A 17,208-nucleotide genomic window follows, 5' to 3' on the forward strand; every position below is an offset into this window, starting at 1 on the left:
GTATCTCCGCCAGACCGCCTTCAGCCCCCTGGTCGAACCAGCTCGCCACCTTGCCCCGGCGCATGTCGGCGTCGATCAGCAGCACACGCTGGCCGGCTTCGGCAAACAGCACCGCCAGGTTGATGGCGGCGAAGGTCTTGCCCGCGCCCGGTGCGGGGCTGGTCACGGCCACCACGCCATCGGCCGCGCTTCGCAAGCCGAAATGCAGCGCGGCGCGCACGCTGCGCAGGCCCTCCACGGCCAGGGAATGCGGGGCGCTTCGCGCCAGCAGATAGCGGTCGTGCAGACCCTGGCGCAGCAAATGCTTGATGAAATCGGGATAGGATTCGTCGAGCGCCTCCAGTGCCTGCCCCGGCTCGGGCCCCTCCAGCCGAGCCGCGCCCGGCGCCGCGAAGCCAGCGGCAATACCCAGGCGGACCTTGGCCTCGATGAGACGCTCCAGCTCTTGCTGCTCGCGGCTGTACGCAATGTCCCCGAGCATGGGCATGCCGAGCAGCGCTTCCGCTTCGTTGGCGCTGGCGACGGTCTGCTTCGTGCGCTGGCGCACGCTCACGCAGGCAATGCCAAGGCACAGGCCAAGCAGGCCACCGCCGGCGGTCAACGGCCAGGGCCCGGGCCCCACCGGCGACATCGGCACCACCGCATTGTCGACGACGCGGACCTGACTACTGTGGTCCGAGACAATCAGCGACAGTTCCTGGACCTTGTTGCGCAAGGTCATGTACATGTCCTCCGCCACTTTGACATCACGCGTGAGCGACACCGACTCACGCTCCGACATCGAAAGATTCTGCATGCGCGCATCCAGCTCTTTGCGCTCACGCATCATCTGGGTAATCTTGTTGTCGACGGTGCGTACCTCGTTGGATTCCGTGGTGAAGCGCTGCAGCAGTCCGGTACGTTCCATCTTCAGCGCGGCGATCTGCTTCTGGTAGTCGATGCTGCCATTGAGGTAGGACTGCGCGTCCTGCGAGGGCTGCATCGACCCGGAGCGCGAACGGTAACGCGTCAGCGCGGCTTCGGCGCGCTCAAGCTCGCCCTGTACGCGCGGCAGCTGGCTGGAGAGAAATGCCAGCGTGCTGGCCGCGTCGTCGCTGCGCTGCGCGGTCTGCCCCGAAATGTAGGAATTGGCAACACCATTGACCAGCGCCGCGGCCAGTTTCGGGTCGGGATTCTGCCAGGTGATTCGCGCCGTACCGGCTTCGCCCTCCTCGCTGCTGACCTTGAGCTCCCCGGCGATCGTGCTGACCATGGCCGCCAGGTCGTGCCGCGTAATGGTGAAGCGCGTGCCGGGCAGCGCATCGACGCGCGTCACCAGCAATTCCACACCGTTGCCGGTGGCAGGCTCGTCGACCTTGCCCTCAAGCAGAACGGCATCCGCCGAGCGCAGCACGAAGCGTTGCTCCGGCAAGACCTCGAACATCAGCGGCTCGTTGAACAGGCGCTCCGGCACGGTCATCTTGTCGACCACGAGCCGCTGCGCGCCCCATGCATAGCCAAGGTTCGCCGGCCAGGGCGCGCCAAACCTGCCCGGTGTCGCAAAGCGGGCCGCCAGGCTGCCCAGCAGCGGCGCCCGTAACGGCTCGGCGGAGATATCGAGATGCAGGTTCTCCACCACCGGGCCGACCATCGCCCGGCTCTTCAGCAAGCCGATATCGAAGGGGGCGGGCTTCGCACCGCGCGCAACCCCCTGTGTAGCGGCATCCCTGGCGCCAATCTGCACCAGCGCCTCGGCGCGGAACTGCCGCGGTGTCGACAGCGCCAGCAGCGCCGCAACCGCGGCACCCGCCAGGCCAGCGGCAAGGATCCAGCCGATATGATCGAGCATCGCGCCCGCGGGCACGATGCGCTCCGGCGCGACGCCGGCAAATGACATTTTGCTCACAGCAAATTCCCCCGCTAGGTTCGTCCCCGCCTTGCCTGCGCAGCGGGCAAGCGAGGCCTGCTCCCATACCGCAGTGCTAACCGCGCCCGTAGTTATCTTCGAACCGGACGATGTCATCCTCGCCCAGATAGGCACCCGACTGGACCTCGATGATTTCCAGCGGTGTCTTGCCCGGGTTCTCCAGCCTGTGCAGCGTGCCGATCGGGATATAGGTGGACTGGTTTTCGGACAGGATGCTGACCGTGTCGCCGCAAGTCACGCGTGCGGTACCGCGTACCACCACCCAGTGCTCGGCACGGTGGTAATGCATCTGCAATGAGAGGCTGGCTCCCGGATCCACGACGATGCGCTTGACCTGGAAACGCTCGCCGTGATCGATGGAGTCGTAGCAGCCCCAGGGGCGCTGGACCTTGCGATGATTCACCACCTCGCATCCGTGATCGGAGCGAATGCGCTGGACCACGTTCTTGACGTCCTGCACATGCGCCTTGTCCACGACCAGCACGGCATCCGCCGTCTCCACCACCACCACGCCCTGTACCCCGACGCACGCGATCAGGCGTCCCTCGGAATGTGCCAGGCAAGACGAAGCGCCATCGAACAGCACGCGTCCCCGCCCCACATTTCCCGCTGCGTCCTTGGAAGCGATATCCCAGATCGCGGCCCACGAGCCAACGTCGGACCAGCCAGCGTCCAGCGGCACCAGCATGCCGCTCACACCGGGCAAGGCCTCCAGCTTCTCCATCACCGCGTAGTCGATGGAATCCGACATACAGTCGCCAAAGGCTTCCTTGCCAATGCGGAACGTGTCGCCGCTGCGTTCACCGGTCTCATATGCAGCACGGCACTGCAGGTACATTTCCGGCTGCAGCTGGCTGAGCGCCTTGAGCCAGACCGACGCCCGCACGACAAAAATGCCGGCGTTCCACCAGTAGTCGCCCGACGCCACGTAGTGCTCGGCCAGTTCCAGATGGGGCTTCTCCACGAAGCGCTCGAGCGTGAAGGCCCCGCTATCCTCGTTCACGCCGGCGCGGATGTACCCGTAGCCGGTTTCCGGCGCAAGCGGGCGCACGCCCAGCGTCACGATGGCGCCACGGTCGGCATGCTGTATCGCCGTCGCCAGTGCCTGGCGAAATGCTTGCGGATCCGCCACGCTGTGGTCTGCCGGGGTCACGACCAGGACGGCATCCTCGGTCTCCCCCAGGCCGCCGGCCGCGTGCAGCGCGGCCATCGTCAGCGCGGGCGCCGTATTGCGGCCGCAAGGTTCGGAGAGGATCCGCGCGGGCTTGCCGGCTCGCTTCATCATCTCCGCGATCATGAAACGGTGGTCCTCGCCGCAGACCACCATCGGCGCCACTTCCTTGCCCGCCGCACGGCCGGCCAGTTCCGCCAGGCCGTCGAAGCGGCGCGCGGTGGCTTCCAGCAGCGTGTCATCGGCAACCAGGTTCAGCAACTGCTTGGGATGCTGCTCGCGCGACAGCGGCCACAGCCTGGTGCCGGCGCCGCCGGCCAGGATGACTGGCTGGATCGCGGTTATCGGCATGGACTGCACGCCTGCATCGGCGGACACTGCTATTGCCGCGCCGTCCGGCTGGTACGCGTCCCGAGTCGTTGCGTTCATCTTGCCTCCTTGCCTGCCGCAGCCCGGAAAGGCTGCGGATACTCGCCACGTGCGCGGAACACGGACTGTGCATTCTTCATCCGGGGGATCACCGGCGCGCATGCACTCGCGCCGCGCAGCGCCGGGGGTAACGCTTCCGGACATGAGGCCCGCCTGGGCCGGACGGTCCGGCGCATACTGACAGCCAGTGTAGGGAGCGGGAGCGGGGGTATCTGTTCGCTGCCGCACACGCCAGCCGCCAGGCTGTCCCCGCGCAAATGCCCCTGCCATTGTCGTGCCCTCTGTTGGGCAACGAACGGATGGAAAGCGCCAATACGGTTGCAATGGCAGCAAAGGCGCCTACCGGTTTTCGACGGACCGGGCAGCGCGGCAACAGACGCAGGAGGCGGAAGATGAAACGGGACGCTGTACTCATAAGCGGCGGCGGCGCGGACAATATGGCGCGGGCAAGGCCGCGTGCCGCCCGCCCGGCGGAGCTTGCCACCAGTACAGCCGCTACCGTAAGCCATCCGCACGTGCTGCATGGCGCGGACGCGATCTGGCAGGAGACCAACTGCTATATGGACCTGTGGATCGAGCTGTTGCATGGCCGGGGACTCGATCCGCGCGCCGCGCTGCCATTCACGGTGACGCAGGATTTCGAAGGGGACCATTTCACATTCTTCAAGTATCCGCAGATGGATCTGGAGTTGCTGTACGGCACCGTGGTGCAGGAAATGCCGGTCTATGACACGCTCGAGGCCCACGTCGTCGCACAGGTCAGCCGCGGCCATACCGTGCTGGTGGAACTCGACAGCTACTACCTGCCGGACGTACGCGCGACCGCCTATCGGCGCGAGCACGTCAAGACCACGGTGGCAATCGACCGCATCACGCCGGCGGCGCAGGAGCTTGGCTACTACCACGGCCTTGGCTATCACACGCTGGCCGGAGAGGACTACCGCGGCGCCATGCGGCTTACGCCCGAACTGAGCGGCAACGGCAACATACTGTTCCCCTACGCCGAGTTTGCCCGGCAGGCGAGAGCGCCGCTGCGCGCCCGTGCGCTGGTCAATGCTTCGGTGTCGCTGATGCGCCACCACCTGACCCGGCGCCCCACAGCCAATCCGGTCAGCCAGTGGCGCACGGCTTTCGGTGGGCAGATGGAAGTCCTGCTGGCGCGTGGAGATGCTTACTTCCACCAATACAGTTTCAACCTGCCGCGGCAGCTCGGTGCCGGTTTCGAGTTGCTTCATCATTATCTTGGCTGGTTGGCCGAGCACGATTACAGGATCCCGGCAGCGGCGGCACTTGCGGCCCGAGCCGTTGCCACCGAATGCAAGGTGCTGCAATTCCGCCTGGCGCGGGCCGTGGCGCGCCGGCGGCATGACGACTGCGCGGATTGCCTGGAAACGCTCGAGGCGTCCTATGAGCGCGCCATGGCCGGGCTGGTCTCGGCGTTCGGCTGTGCGACTCGCCTTCACGCCTGAGGCCAGCGTCGGCATGCCGGCCCCGGTGCGCCGGGGTCCGCTCTGTTCAGGCGTGCGCCAAGGCAGGCAGCAACCGGTCGTACTCGCGTTTGACGAGCTTGTAGCATTCGCAGGATTGCTTCTCGAGCCCGCAACGGTCCAGCACGGTGATATGCCCACGGCTGTGGTGGATGAGTCCGAGGTCCTCCAGCTTTCCGGCTGCCTCTGTCACGCCTTCGCGCCGGACACCGAGCATGTTCGCAATCACCTGCTGCGTGATCACAAGCTCGTTGGAACTCATCCGGTCGATCGCCAGCAGGAGCCAGCGGCACAATTGCTTGTTGAGGGAGTGATGGCGGTTGCAGGCCGCGGTCTGCGCGATCTGCGTCAGTACCGCCTGCACGTAGAGCAGCGTCACGCGCTGCAGCACCGGTGTGCGCATCAGCTCATTGCGCAGATCGCGGGCTGCGATGCGATAGGCGAAGCCCGGGCTGCGCACTTCCACGCGGCTGGGCATGGTATCGCCGCCGGTGACGACCGGGATGCCGACCAGGCCCTCGTTGCCGATGGCCGCGAACTCGACCGTGGCACCATCCTCGAGCAGCGAGAGCATGGAGACCACTGCCGTGGTGGGAAAGTAGACATGGACGATGCGCTGTCCCGAATCCGTCAGCAACTCCCCCGCGCGGAGCCTGACCAGTTCGAAGTGCCGGCACAACACCTCCCACTCGTGGCGCGGCAACGCGCTGAGCAAATGATTGACATGCAGATCTGACCGATGCGTGATCATTTTCGGACCTCCCTTGGACCCTAGGATCACGGCTGGTGCCAGCAAGACATCCTGATGCCCTTATGACTGGGCACTACTGTCAATGCCGTTCCACCCGTTGCAAACAACCGCTGACTTTCCGCCAGCTGGTGTATCTGTATTAAGCGCCACGCAACTCCGTTGTGACACTGGGCAGACGGCTAGTACTAGATCATCCCTTGGTAGGTTGGAGATGACACGGGCGGACACCGGCGGTCGTGCCCGCTTGGGCGCGCAAGCGAGGCCCGGCGGCTGCGCAGGCCATGCCAGGAGTGGGAATCAGCGGCGCGTCCTATGCGTTGTAGCTGACCGGCCGGTCCGCGTTGATGGCGTGAATCTCGCCCGAAGGGATGAGCGCACCCGGGGCGGGGGAGCCGCCGTCATGCATAAGACGGATACGCCGGCTCTCGCCGGGGGCAAGATGAAACCAGTCTTGTGCCGGTTGAAAGACATGATCTTCGATATGCACCCAGCGCGCGAAGCGCTGTGTGCTGATTGTGAGCCACCATTCACCCGCCACGCATTCGACTACAACTTTCAGGCCAGGCGGCTTGAGCGCGCTCGCCCTGCGATCCGGCAGGTAGGCCACCTGGCTCAGCAGTGCACCATCAGCCCCTACAAGCGAGGCCACGACGACGTCGTGCGCCGGCGGACCAAACCGATAGGCGTAGGTGAAATCGAAGAACACATCCATCAGCGACGCGGCCTCGATGCGGTGCGCCTCGCGTGGGGCAAGCACGAGGTCCTGCGTGGCTTCGGCCACCACCGTCTCGCCGTCGCGGTAGCAGCGCAGCGACAAACGCACCTGATGCGGCTCCGGCGATTCGTTGAGCAGGTGCAGGTGCAAGCCGTTGAGCCCCTCGTCCGTGAACAGCAACTGCAGCGGCTGCCAGACCTGCCGCAAGGCATGCCAGGCCGATTTGGGACGCGCGCATGCGTCCACGATCCCCCAGCCCGGCCCCGGCAGGAGATCCTGCAGCTGCCAGACCAGCCCGCCCGCGCAGGTGGAACCCACGCGCCGCCATTCGCTGAAGACATCGGTCATGATCTCGGCCACCACCGCGCGTGACAGTGCCAGATAGCGCCCCGGCCGTTCGTAGCGCAGGCGGGGTGGATCGACGTCATACAGCGTACGCAGATAGAAGTCGCGCACGTCCTCGAAATCCCACGGCGCGCCGGCATCGCGCGGCACGCGTGTCTTCCAGCGCGGATCGTGCAAGGGCTGGCCAAGGTCGTGCTCGGCCAGGGTGCGCTCGCAAGGTACGTTGGCAAACGCCAGGCATTCCGCGGCGAAACGCACATTGGCGAGACGCGCATCCGCCAGGGGGCGCTGGTAGGCGCCCACGCCGTAATAATGGCTGACGCCGGTATCGGGCTGGAAGGGCCATGCGCCTTCGCAAGGTGAGTTGCGCACGTAGACGACATCCGGCCTGTGCGCGGCCACCAGGCCGGGGATCAGCGCTTCGAACAGCGGCTGGCGCCAGGCCGCGCGCGCCGCACCCATCATGGCGGCTTGCTGCTCGGTCTCGCTGCCACCGCACAACACCGCGACGCTCGGATGCGCGCGCGTGGAAACCAGCCACTCCGTCACCTCGCACGCGGCGTCGTCCATCAGCGCGGATCCCGCCATGCCGTCGCTGCCGCCATAGTCGAAATTGGCGAACATGAAGTCCTGCCACACCAGCAGGCCAAGTTCGTCGCAGAGCCGATAAAAGTTCTCGCCCGGATAGCAGGTGACGCCGCTCACACGCACCATGTTCATGCCGGCCCCTCGAGCCAGCGCCAGCCAGCGTCCGACCGTCTCCTGCGCATCCGACAGGCCGTGCAGGTCGTGGCTCGACACGCACGCGCCACGGCAGAAAAGCCGCTCGCCGTTGATGCGCAAGGCAAAGGCGCCCGGCGCAGCGCCGCGGTCGGCCTCGATGGTGCGAAAGCCGATGCGCCCGCATGCCAGCGTGCCGCCCTGCACCGTGGCAACTATGCGGTAGAGATAGGGCTCGCCGTGCGTGTGCGGCCACCACAGCCTGGCATGGGCGATGCGCAATGTGCCAGCCAGCGTGTGGGCATCCAAGCGCCGCAACAGGCCCGCGCAAAGCGGCTCACCGTCACCATCGACGGCACTGAAACTGCCATGCTCTGGCGCTTCTCCCGGAAAATGCAGCCGCAGGGACACCACGCCCTCATGCCCCTCGATCCGGCTGGAGAGATCGGCGCGCATGCCTTGCGATGCATCGTCGCCGGCCGGGTCGAGCAGTTCGACCGGGCGCCACGGCCCCACGGCATGCACCGGGGGGCACCAGCCGGCCATATGGCCGAGCAGGGTGGTGCGCACCGCGCGCAAGGTCGCTGGCGCGATCATCCGTGGCTTCCAGCGGACCGCGCCGCGCTGTGTGCGCAGCCACGGATACATCGCGCGAAAGCACAGGTGCAGTGTATTCTCGCCCGCCAGTTCGACTTCGATCTGATGGCTCACGAACATATGGCGCGTGGTAAGCACCAGCGCACCGTTCAGCCACACCTCGGCCAGCGTGGCCAGGCCGCTGAACCGCAGCACGCGGCGGCCACTGCCCGTGAAGTGCACGCGGTACCAGTGATCGCGCTGGTGCAGCGGTGGCGGCGCGGCATCATCCCATCGGCCGGCGGCACGCAAGGCGCCCGCCACGGTGCCGGGCACGGGCGCAGCCAGCCAGCCGGCGCCCTCCGGCAAGGCGGCCGGGCACCCGGCGGCGCCAGCGGAGGTTTCGAGCCACACCCACTGCCCGGACAACGGCGCGCCTTTGACCGCGACGCCGGGCAATGCCGGCAAGCCGCGCCGATCGGGGGCGAAGTCGCGCGCACTCACCCGCCAACCTCGCCGAAGTAGGCAGCCAACGCCGGCACCGTCGCCTTGTAGGACATCTCGAGCTGATCGAAGCAATCCTGGCAGGGATCGGGCTTGCGGCTGATGACGGCACGCATCAGCCGGAACTGCATCACCATGGCCTCGGAGGCAATGGTGTAGCAAGCCTCGGCGATGGTGTCCGGCAGCGGCTGGCCATGCATCACCAGCCAGCGAAGGTAGCAACCCAGMAGCTCGAAATTGGCGCCCAGCTGGCGCAACACGCTCGACGCATAGGCCTGGAATCCCGGCTCCCCACGCCCCATCATCTGGTCCAGGTGCGCGGGGAAAACCGTACGAAAGGCGCTGATGGGATTGACCCGCGGCCGCCGTCCCAAGTGGCGGCGCAGCATGTCAAGCGAGATCCGCACCAATGCGGCATCGGTCTGGGGAGCAAAGCGGCGCCGCACCACTCTCGCTTGCGGATACGGCGCGATATTCTTGTCCTTCAGTTCCGCCGGCAGCCGGAAGATGGCCTGGTACTCCTCGCCGCTGACCGTGTGGTAGCCGTCGCCATGGTAGTAACCGGCGGTCGAGGCCTCCGGCACCAGCAGGTCCACACCGATGCAGGAACGCGCATGCAGGCGCCGGTAGCCAGCGGCGGCGGCATACGGCAGGTTGAAACTGTCGACGTCAAGCAGTACCACGTTGCCGCGGCATGTCTGCGCGGCAATGTGCCCCTCCAGGTTGTCGTACACGGACAAGTCGTGCACGGTGACACCATAGAGCCGCTCGAGATCACCGAACGGGAAACTGAATAACGTGAACTGATCGCCCTCGAAATCCTGGCTCACGGTAAATGCCAGTGCGGCAATGGGCTCGAGTTCCCAGCCATGCAGAAGCTCTATCCACAGATCGACATTGCAATTTGCGTGCGACCACACCGGGTTCCCGCCGCGCAGACCGAGACCGCCGCGGCCCCCCAACTTGGGTGTTCCATGCATTACGCGCTCCAGAGCCGCTCGCGCACGCCTCGCGGCCAGCGCGCCGGATCGAGTCCATGGTGACGCAGCAGGGCAAGCCCGAGCCGCTCGATGCCAAAGCCCACGCAACCGGTATGCGCGGTGCCACCGTCGTCTGTCCGGATGCCCCACAAAGCACCGAAATGGTCCATATGGTAGTTGAAGCTCATACAGGCGGTAGGCGGCGCCCCGTCATTGACGGGAATCAGCAACTCGAACTTGAGCCGGAGCTCGCGCTGGCTGTCGGCCACGATCTTGCCGCCGCGCCCGAAGAACGGATCATTGGCCACGTCGACTTTCACCGGGAGCTCGAGCGCCTTGCCCAGTTGCAGCCCGCGCTCCATCCATAGCTGACGGAATGCCACGATGCGCTCGGCCGGCCCCAGGCACACGTATTCCCTCTGTCGGAACAACTGCATGCGCGTCGGCTCCAGCGAAGGCTCGTGCCGATAGCAATAGGACAGGACATCGACCACCTTGCCCTGCCACGGCAGCGGTCCCCGGCGCGCCATCACCGGGTAGACCGGATAGCAGGCTGCCGGTGTCAATACCACGCCGGAGAATGCCTGCTGGTCGGTCCACGCGTCGCCATCCTCCAGCCGTGCAAGCAGGCGGCGGTGGCCGCGGTCGTCGCCGCAGAAGCTATGGACGGTGCCCGCCAGCTGGGGAAAGCTCTTCATGTATTCACTGGTCTCGAAGTCAGCCTTTCCGATGGCGGGCGGAAATCGCAGGATCTCGGCGTGCTGGTCGCTGCCGAGCGCGGTGATCGCCGCGTTCAGGCCGTCGGCGATGGCTTCGAAGGTCTCGCTGCGACCGTACAAGCCCTGCACGCCGGTTGGGATCAGGAGGCCTGCGTCGAGCAGCGCCGCGAGAAACGTCGCCGGTCCGGTGCGGGCCGCCGGTGGCTCGTCGGCGCCGCTCGTGGCCAGGGTGTCGCTGATAAGGGCAATGGAATCCATCTTGTTTCTTTCAGGAACGATCTGCCAGCAGCAGGTTGGCGGTGTTGGCCAGGATACGGTCGTTATTGATCATCAGGGGCGCGGACCACAGATCACGCAGATGACGGCCGAGACTATAGGGCGTGCCATGTTTGTAGCCGGCCATGCCGCAAACCAGCATGGCCTGGTGCACCACCTGCAGCGCCATCTCCGAAACCGAAGTCTTCAAGCCGTTCATCTCAGCCGCGAGCGAGAACGAAGCCGATACCGACGCGGCAACGTGACGCTGGCGCTGACGCGCAAGGGCTAGCCCGAGCCGCCCTTCGATCATCTGCAACTGGCCCACCGCCTCCGCGACATGGGACGCCGAGGGCGGCAGCGAACCCGGTCGCGCCCTTGCCTGCCCCCGGAAGAGATTTTTTGCGCGTTGGACCGCGTCGCCTGCGATGCCAAGCCAAAGTGCGCTCCAGAGGATATGCGAGACCGGCGTCATGGTGACGTCGGCGATCTCGCCAAACGCAACGGGCAATACCTGGGCAACCTGCCCGGCCGCTTCAAGCCGGAAGCCGTTGCTGCAGGTGCCGCGCATACCCAGCGTATCCCAGGTATTAAGGCACTGAAGCGTGTAGTCGCCGTGCAGCACGCACACCAGCACCTGGTCCGACGGCGAAGCATCGGCGTGCCGCCGCGCGGTCACGAGGATGCCATCCGCGTACGCACCGTATGAGATGGTGGGCGCGATCTTCAACAGGTGGAATTGGTCGCCGTCGGCGTCGACCGCGCAGCCGCTGTTTCGCAATGCGCCGCCGATGGCTTCCTCCGAGGTGGCGGAGGCCAGCAGAAGCTGCTCGGCCGCGATGCGGGCAAGCAGGCTTTCATGCCACGGACTACCCGCGCCGTGCCCGGCCACGCATGCCACCTGGATCTGGTGCATGGCGTAGATCATGCCGGTGGACGAGCAGGCGGCGCCGAGGATCTGGCAGATGGCCGCGATGGTATCGAGCGATGCTCCCGCACCGTCGTATGCGGTTGGCACCATGGCGCCAAGCAGTCGCTGATCACGCATGGCGGCAAGGGCCTCGTGGGGAAACCTTGCCTCGCGATCTACCTGGTCCCCGTGCTCCGCCGCCACCTCGGCCACGACATGAGCGGCAGCAATCAGCGCCTCGCCGGACGCCGGATCCATGCCAGGCTGCGCCAGCTCCACCCTGGCCAGCGGCGGGCTCACGCTGCCTCCTGCTGCTTGATCTGCTGCACCGCGGTGGCTAGGGAATCAATGCTACGGAACAATTGCCGCGTCAGCATTCGGTCCGGAATCTCGATATCGAAAGCGTTCTCGATGGCAAGCATCACATGCACGGTCGCCAGGGACGACAGGCCTACCTCGTAGAGATCTGTGCCATCGTCCAGCCGGTCTGCCGGAACCGTGAGTCTCGCTACCTCGCCAAGGATGTGACGGATCGTTGCTTTCATGCTGATCTCCAGCGATTGAGACGGGAGCCATTGAACATGGAATCGCCTTGGCGGGGCGTGCGTTCCCCCACCAATAGCGCGGCGAGCGGGGGGATCGCACGAACTCAGAACGCGCTTTTGCCGGTCCATCCGTGCACTGCGGTTCGCAGGATGATGGAGATGTCCAGCTGGAACGACCAGTTGCGGATGTAGTAGATGTCGAACTCGACGCGCTTGCGCATCTTCTCGACGGTGTCGGTCTGGCCGCGCAGGCCATTGATCTGCGCCCAGCCGGTGATGCCAGGCTTGACGCGGTGCCGGAGCATGTAGCGGTCGATCAGCTCCTTGTAGAACTCATTGTGTTCCATCGCATGGGGACGCGGACCGACCACCGACATCTCGCCCCGCAGCACGTTGAGGAATTGCGGCAACTCGTCCAGGCTTGTGCGGCGCAGGAAGGCACCGATGCGCGTCACGCGCACGTCGTCGCGCGTGGCCTGTGTCACACCGGCCTCCTGGTGCACCACCATGGTACGGAATTTGTAGACATTGAACGGAGAGCCGTCCATACCGAGCCTTCTCTGGCGGAACAGCACAGGGCCCGGAGAAGACAACTTGACCAGGAGTGCGATGGTCAGCAGCACCGGCGACAGGCCAAGCACCACGCACAGCGCGAAGACCCGGTCGAAGCTCGCCTTCAACAGCCCGGTGATACCGGACACAGGCGGACTGTTCAGGTCGATCACCGGCATGCCGAGGAAGTCGCTGAATCGGTGGCCGAGCAGTTCCACCGACATGATATCGGGCACCCAGCGCACGTCGACCATGTCATTGCGGAACTGGAACACCACGTCATAGAGGTCGCGGCAGGCCGCCATCGGCAACGTCAGCCAGATTTCGCGCACGCCATTGCTGCGCACAAAGGCACAGACATGCTCCAGCGACTCGAGCCGCGCTACGCCCACCGGGATCGGCTTCTCGCGCTCATCGTAGATGCCGACCACATCGTAGCCCGCGCCGCGGATGCGCTGCACGCGCTGGTACAACTCATTCCCAAGGGTCCCATAGCCGAGGATAACCACGCGCTTGGCATTGAGGCCTTGTTCACGCACGCTGCCCAGCATGCTGTACAGCACCAGGCGCGACGCCACCAGCGCGGCGGCGACGCCGAGCAGCCAGGTCATGGACCACAGCCGGGAGAGCGCGGCAACCTGGTGCATCAGGAAGACTGTGACCAGGCCCAGGAGACAGACCGCGCACCATGCTGCCACCGTGCGCAGCGCCAGCGCAGCCAGGCTGCGGCCGCGCCAGGAACTGTAAAGGCCGCAGGCGGGAAACACCAGCAATGCGCCCACCGCGCACAAGGCGATGAGGAAGCCGTGCACCGGTGAGGCACCGCGGATGCCGTAGGGGAAGAGCAAGGCACCGACCGCCACGCCGCAGGCAGCGATGATGACTGCATCGGCGATGCGGTACAGGATTTGCAGGGCGGCTTGCCGCTCGGCTACAAAGGCTCGGACTGTCGACATGATTGGCCTCCACCTGGCATACCCAAGCAGTGATGGAGACCATGATTGCGCCGCAAGGGCGCCACGTCTGTTTGCTTACGCACACAGACGCCGGCCCCGGCCAGCGTCAGCGCATCAGCGGCACCGGTGCGAGGTGCGTCAACACCTGCTCGTGCCCGCTCTGCAATGCCCAGGAGCTCCATTGTCCGCGCTGGAAGGGCTTGTCACGCCCGGCCAGCCGCGTCGCGAGCACCTCCAGCCAGTGATGCGTAGGCGCGGCGACGCCCGTGACGGGTACTGCCAGCAGCAGCAAAAGCACCAGGCTTGCCGCCACGACCGGGGCCGAGCGTACCGGCCGTGCCGAGCTCAGGATAAAGGGCAGGCTCACGCCAAAGCCAAGGATGAGTCCGCTCAGGACTTCGGAGCTGGAGTGCGCGTCCAGTTCCAGTCGCGAAAAGCCGACCAGCAACGCGAGCAGCATGCCCATGCAGCCGGCGCCAAGCGCAAGGCGTTGCCACGCGTTCGGGACCAGCAGATAGAGCAGTGCCGGCAGTACCGATGCGGCCATCATGCTATGCCCCGAGAAACCAGTGAAATCGAGCGCGGCGCTGCCGATGCCCCAGCCCATGAACGCCAGCTTGGAGACCAGCACCATCGCGGCTGCCACGCCGAAGCTCAGGAACCACCGCCACGCGCTGGCGATAGCGCGGGTGTGGAAGAGCCAGGCGGTGATCAGTATCGCGCCCGGCAGCAGCAGGGAGGTCTCGCCGAAGCGAGTGATGAATTGCCAGTTAAGCATGATTGCGCCGAGGATCGAGTACGCGAGAAAAGTAACACAGTTGAGCCATTTTCCAGTCCCCGCCATCGGCCGGCGGCAGCATCTCCACCCAGCCAAAAGCATGACAAGTCGCAGATGTGCCGGACAAGTAAAGCGGCTGGTCCGTTGCGCCCATTGGGTTGGCGGACATCGCGGGCGCCGCGGCCGACACGCGGTGCGCTGCGTGGCGGATGCGGCTTCTGGTCGATAGGCGTGGCACCGCTGTTTGACTATCGTCTGAAGAGTGGCCCGCCGAGCGGAATCGTGCCGGCCACTTTAGAGCCCGCATGGTCCCCCGGTCGGCGGGCTCTTTTTTTGCTCGCGGTTCCACGGCAAGCGTGCCGATACCGATCAACGCCGACGCAGGCGGGCCGCCAGTCCCGCGCCAGAACAAAACAAATAGGCCACGGTCCGCCACTTGCGCTACGCGGCTGTTACCGTGGCCATCAAGATCCGGCGCAGCACGCGCTGCAACCGAAATGCGCGTGTGCGCATCCGGATTGGCATACGCACCGGATCGCTCCGGTCCCCCGAACACGCGCTTTTCGCCCCCCTTTGCCTTGTCGCCTTGCGACGTCACGATGCTCGCCGATCGTAGCGCCTTGCCTGGCTGGTTAGCGCCGCCGCTAGCCCGTGGCCACGTCATTGCGGCCATCGCATGCCTGCTCGCTCGCTACCACCACGCAATACTCATGGCGGGCAATCAGTCCAGCCCTGACGGTTGCCACCTGCCGGCGCGCTTCCTGCTCGCCGGCGAAGGTCGCCGCGGCGATGGCTGCCGCCTCGCAGCTATAGCGCCGGCCATGCAGTTCGCCGCGATAGAGCAGTGGCCCATCGCGTCCGGTCGTCAATCTGATTTCGTAGCAGCATGCCCACTTGCCCCGGCCTTCGGGCACGGCGAAGCCGCGCACAACCAGGATGTCCACTCCCGCGTCCATATGACCCCCTCTGCAACGCGCGGCGGCCGTATTGAATTTGATATTCCCGGCTTCGCTACCCGCGCGCCTTCAGCATAGTTGCCAACGCTGCCGCCCGCCCTCATCCCCTTGCCGTAGATCCACCTGAACCAATGGGGGAAGGAGCCGGCGCGGGTGTCATGGAGAAGGCTCTGCGGGGAAAACACTGGCCGCCGGCGCGGACCAGCTCCACCGCCGCGCGCGCCTGCTCGGGCGTGGCCGGCACGGTCAGGCACCCGCTCGCGCCAAGGCGGGCGGCATAGCTTGCCACCCCGGAGCCAGGCGCCTCGCACAGGATCAGCCAGCGCCTTGGCGCCAGGCGCGCGCAGAGGGTGTCGACAAGAACCTGCGGGTCGGCGTCCGTGCCGCTGCAATCCAGCAGCGCGAAATCCACTGGAGCCGAAGGCATTTCCGCCGCTGGCGCATCCAGTAGCCATTCGGGAGTCTGTGTCAATACCGGCGTGAGTGATGAGATTTCGCGAAGGTGGCGCAGCAGTCCGCGGCGCAGCATCATATTGTGGGCGAGCAGGAGCGTTGTCATCGACTCGGGTGGACGCGGGTGGACATCCGGCCGGCAAGCACAGGGATCGCCTATCGCATGCGGCACTTGTCAAAAGCGTAGCAACTACAACAAAGCGCCGCCTCGTGCGTTTGGATGAGGCGGCTCATGCCAACGATTGAAGCGCTTGCGGGTTGCCATGCCCCCGCCGGCCAGGCGGGGAGCAGGCGCCGCGCTGCTCAGGCGGCCGCCTGGCAAACAGCGGCGAAATCAACCAGTTGGGCGGCGCCGCGAATCGGCGCGGCGGCAGCCGGGCCCGGCCAGCTCAGTTTCGCGCCGCGCTGCAACGCCACGTAGACCGCCTCGCCCTTGTTGCGTACGTGCAGGCGTTGATACAGGGTGCACGCATGGGTCTTGGCCGTGGCCACGGAAATGTTCAGCAAGCGGCTGACTGTCTTGATCGGATAGCCGCGTGCCAGCAGTGCCAGCACCTCGTACTGGCGTTCTGTAATGTTGAGCAGATGCGAGCCCACTGATGGCGTTTCAGGCTCCGGTGCCACATCGGATGCGCGGCGCGACGGATGTTGGGCTGCGGTTGCGGCCTCGCTATCCGCCTGGCCGGGCCCGGCCCGCACATGCAGCGCCGTTGGGGCGTGGCGCGCATTGTCGGTCGGCCACGCCGAGACGCCATCGGTGCCATGCGCCGCCTGCGCGCGCGCGGGGAAACACTCGCCATCGGCCAGAACAAGGCGGATCGCCGCGTCGAGCATCTCGGCGCTGCAGCCCTTGGACAACACGCCCCGCACATTGTCTGGCATCCGAGCGCTGATCGAGTGGGATGGGATCTGGTCCGACAACACCAGTATCCGCCTGGGCATCAAGGTCTGGCAGATGTCTCCCAACGACTGCCAGCCTGCATCCTGGTCCGGCGGCAAACCATAGACCAACAAATCGGCATGGCAGAGCCATTCGGCAGGATGGGGCAAGGAAGTCGGATCGATGTCGACCAGATCGCCGTGGAGTCCAGCTTGAGTTAACAGATGGCGCAGACCCAGGCGCAGCAGAGGATGTGGCTCGATCAAGAGGATTGTGGCCATGGCCGCTCTCTTTTATTGTTTCGGCATGGCGAGCCCCGCGACAACCCGCACATGCTAACGGAACTGACCGCTATGTTGCGGTTGCAGTCCCATACGATCCGTCCCGTCTCCAGGCCATGGCAGCGCACCCGTCCAGGTTCCGCTGCCCGACTGACCATCCCGTGGAGTCGTTTCGAATCGCCCCGTTTGCGTTTTTTACGCTTTAGATGTTTCTTAAGTCAGAGTTAAAGAACTCTGACTCTGGGTATCAGGATATGCACAGGTGGGGGTGAATGCAAGAGAGGGTTACACCCGTCAAAGGGTGTCGCGCGATGCCAACCGCGCCATGTACGCTACCGA

14 protein-coding genes are annotated in these 17,208 nt (G+C 65.6%); 1 reads left to right on the forward strand and 13 read right to left on the reverse strand.

Annotated elements, in window-relative coordinates:
- Both AC1DN0_RS17675 and AC1DN0_RS17680 read right to left on the reverse strand, forming a co-directional pair.
- Window positions 1–1,876, reverse strand: a 1,876-nt coding sequence (locus AC1DN0_RS17675; RefSeq protein WP_477145882.1) for a GNVR domain-containing protein, incomplete at its 3' end; no start/stop codon positions are given.
- An 85-nt stretch (window positions 1,877–1,961) separates the two neighbouring features.
- A complete protein-coding gene (locus tag AC1DN0_RS17680; protein ID WP_441626252.1) occupies window positions 1,962–3,428 on the reverse strand; it encodes a mannose-1-phosphate guanylyltransferase/mannose-6-phosphate isomerase in 1,467 nt (488 codons plus the stop codon).
- 470 nt (window positions 3,429–3,898) lie between these two features.
- On the opposite strand from AC1DN0_RS17680, the gene AC1DN0_RS17685 reads away from it, so the two are divergent.
- Window positions 3,899–4,975 carry a DUF1839 family protein gene (locus AC1DN0_RS17685; RefSeq protein ID WP_441626160.1) on the forward strand — a complete coding sequence of 359 codons (1,077 nt, stop codon included), beginning with the start codon at window positions 3,899–3,901 and terminating at the stop codon, window positions 4,973–4,975.
- 46 nt (window positions 4,976–5,021) lie between these two features.
- Here the strand turns inward: AC1DN0_RS17685 and AC1DN0_RS17690 are convergent, their stop codons facing one another.
- The 11 genes from AC1DN0_RS17690 to AC1DN0_RS17740 all read right to left on the reverse strand — a co-directional run bounded on the left by AC1DN0_RS17690 (window position 5,022) and on the right by AC1DN0_RS17740 (window position 16,869).
- On the reverse strand, window positions 5,022–5,744 hold the full coding sequence (locus AC1DN0_RS17690; RefSeq protein WP_276288170.1) for a Crp/Fnr family transcriptional regulator: 723 nt from the start codon (window positions 5,742–5,744) through the stop codon (window positions 5,022–5,024).
- A 310-nt stretch (window positions 5,745–6,054) separates the two neighbouring features.
- Entirely contained in the window at window positions 6,055–8,604 is a 2,550-nt protein-coding gene (locus AC1DN0_RS17695) for a glycoside hydrolase family 2 protein (RefSeq protein WP_441626162.1), read from the reverse strand.
- The gene (locus AC1DN0_RS17700; RefSeq protein WP_276288172.1) at window positions 8,601–9,584 is read right to left on the reverse strand and encodes a DUF1839 family protein; all 984 of its coding nucleotides are present in this window, start codon (window positions 9,582–9,584) and stop codon (window positions 8,601–8,603) included. Before AC1DN0_RS17700 ends, AC1DN0_RS17695 begins: the two co-directional genes overlap by 4 nt.
- Window positions 9,584–10,561: an amino acid--[acyl-carrier-protein] ligase gene (locus tag AC1DN0_RS17705; protein ID WP_441626165.1), complete on the reverse strand. Its 978-nt coding sequence runs from the start codon at window positions 10,559–10,561 to the stop codon at window positions 9,584–9,586. The genes AC1DN0_RS17700 and AC1DN0_RS17705 overlap by 1 nt, the downstream gene beginning before the upstream one ends.
- A 10-nt stretch (window positions 10,562–10,571) precedes the next feature.
- The gene (locus tag AC1DN0_RS17710) at window positions 10,572–11,726 is read right to left on the reverse strand and encodes an acyl-CoA dehydrogenase family protein (protein WP_441626254.1); all 1,155 of its coding nucleotides are present in this window, start codon (window positions 11,724–11,726) and stop codon (window positions 10,572–10,574) included.
- 38 nt (window positions 11,727–11,764) lie between these two features.
- Window positions 11,765–12,013 carry an acyl carrier protein gene (locus AC1DN0_RS17715; RefSeq protein ID WP_441626167.1) on the reverse strand — a complete coding sequence of 83 codons (249 nt, stop codon included), beginning with the start codon at window positions 12,011–12,013 and terminating at the stop codon, window positions 11,765–11,767.
- Between the two features lie 104 nt (window positions 12,014–12,117).
- Entirely contained in the window at window positions 12,118–13,521 is a 1,404-nt protein-coding gene (locus AC1DN0_RS17720; protein ID WP_441626169.1) for an undecaprenyl-phosphate glucose phosphotransferase, read from the reverse strand.
- Window positions 13,522–13,627: 106 nt separating this feature from the next.
- On the reverse strand, window positions 13,628–14,299 hold the full coding sequence (locus AC1DN0_RS17725; RefSeq protein ID WP_441626171.1) for a phosphatase PAP2 family protein: 672 nt from the start codon (window positions 14,297–14,299) through the stop codon (window positions 13,628–13,630).
- Between the two features lie 644 nt (window positions 14,300–14,943).
- Complete coding sequence (locus tag AC1DN0_RS17730) at window positions 14,944–15,255, reverse strand: hypothetical protein (protein WP_441626173.1); 312 nt, start codon at window positions 15,253–15,255, stop codon at window positions 14,944–14,946.
- A gap of 100 nt (window positions 15,256–15,355) precedes the next feature.
- A complete protein-coding gene (locus AC1DN0_RS17735) occupies window positions 15,356–15,814 on the reverse strand; it encodes a DNA-binding response regulator (protein WP_441626175.1) in 459 nt (152 codons plus the stop codon).
- Between the two features lie 197 nt (window positions 15,815–16,011).
- Complete coding sequence (locus AC1DN0_RS17740; protein WP_441626177.1) at window positions 16,012–16,869, reverse strand: response regulator transcription factor; 858 nt, start codon at window positions 16,867–16,869, stop codon at window positions 16,012–16,014.
- Between the last annotated feature and the right edge of the window lie 339 nt (window positions 16,870–17,208).

This window comes from Cupriavidus sp. 05N39 (assembly GCF_056397325.1).